This window comes from Burkholderia sp. E168m23, from assembly GCF_016586125.1.
Classification (GTDB): domain Bacteria; phylum Pseudomonadota; class Gammaproteobacteria; order Burkholderiales; family Burkholderiaceae; genus Burkholderia; species Burkholderia orbicola.
In genome coordinates this window covers 1-727 of sequence record NZ_BCPP01001609.1, presented here as the reverse complement: position 1 = coordinate 727, position 727 = coordinate 1, and the positions used below count along the sequence as shown (strand labels likewise).

Here is a 727-nt window from a genome sequence, read left to right as displayed (position 1 = left end):
GAATGCCGAGGAAATCGGTGGCCGACGAGTTCGTGTATTCCTGGTCGACGATCTTGATGCCGTTCGCCTTCGCGACGTTCATGAACTGCTCGGCGACGCCCTGCCCATACGCGGTGCGATCGTCGATCACGGCGGCGGTTTTCGCGTTCAGCGTCTTCGCGGCGAACGTGGCCATCGTGCCGCCGAGCTGCTCGTCGCTCGCACCGATCCGGAAGATGTTCTTGAAGCCCTGTTTCGTCAGTGCCGGGTTCGACGCGACCGGCAGGATCGGCACGCCGGCGGTCGAATACACGCGCGACGCGGGGATCGCGACGCCCGAGTTGTACGGCCCGAGCACGGCAACGACGCCCTTGTCGACGAGGTTCTGCGCGACCTGCACGCCGGCCTTCGGGTCGGCCTGGTCGTCTTCGGAAACCAGTTTGAAGGTGACGGTCTTGCCGGCGACCTTGATGCCGGCCTTGTTGAGCTCCTCGACCGCGAGCCGCGCGCCGTTTTCGTTATCCTTGCCGTTGGCGGCCTGCGGGCCCGTGAGGGGCGCCGAATGGCCGATCATCACGACTTCCTGCGCGTGCGCGGAAGTCAGCGCGCCGGCGGTAATAGCCACCGAGAGCGCGGTCACGAGGTGTCGCATGATGTCTCCTGATTGGTTTTGTGTGAAACCAATGTAGGACACGCGTGGTCACATCGCAAGCAATTTCAAAATAATGATCGGGATTTTGGTCATATT

1 protein-coding gene is annotated in these 727 nt (G+C 62.6%); it reads right to left on the bottom strand.

All coding sequences use genetic code 11. The annotated features are described in order from the left end of the window. A partial coding sequence (locus JMF90_RS39190; RefSeq protein WP_201326561.1) for a branched-chain amino acid ABC transporter substrate-binding protein occupies positions 1 to 631 on the bottom strand: 631 nt, incomplete at its 3' end. Positions 632 to 727 lie beyond the last annotated feature (96 nt).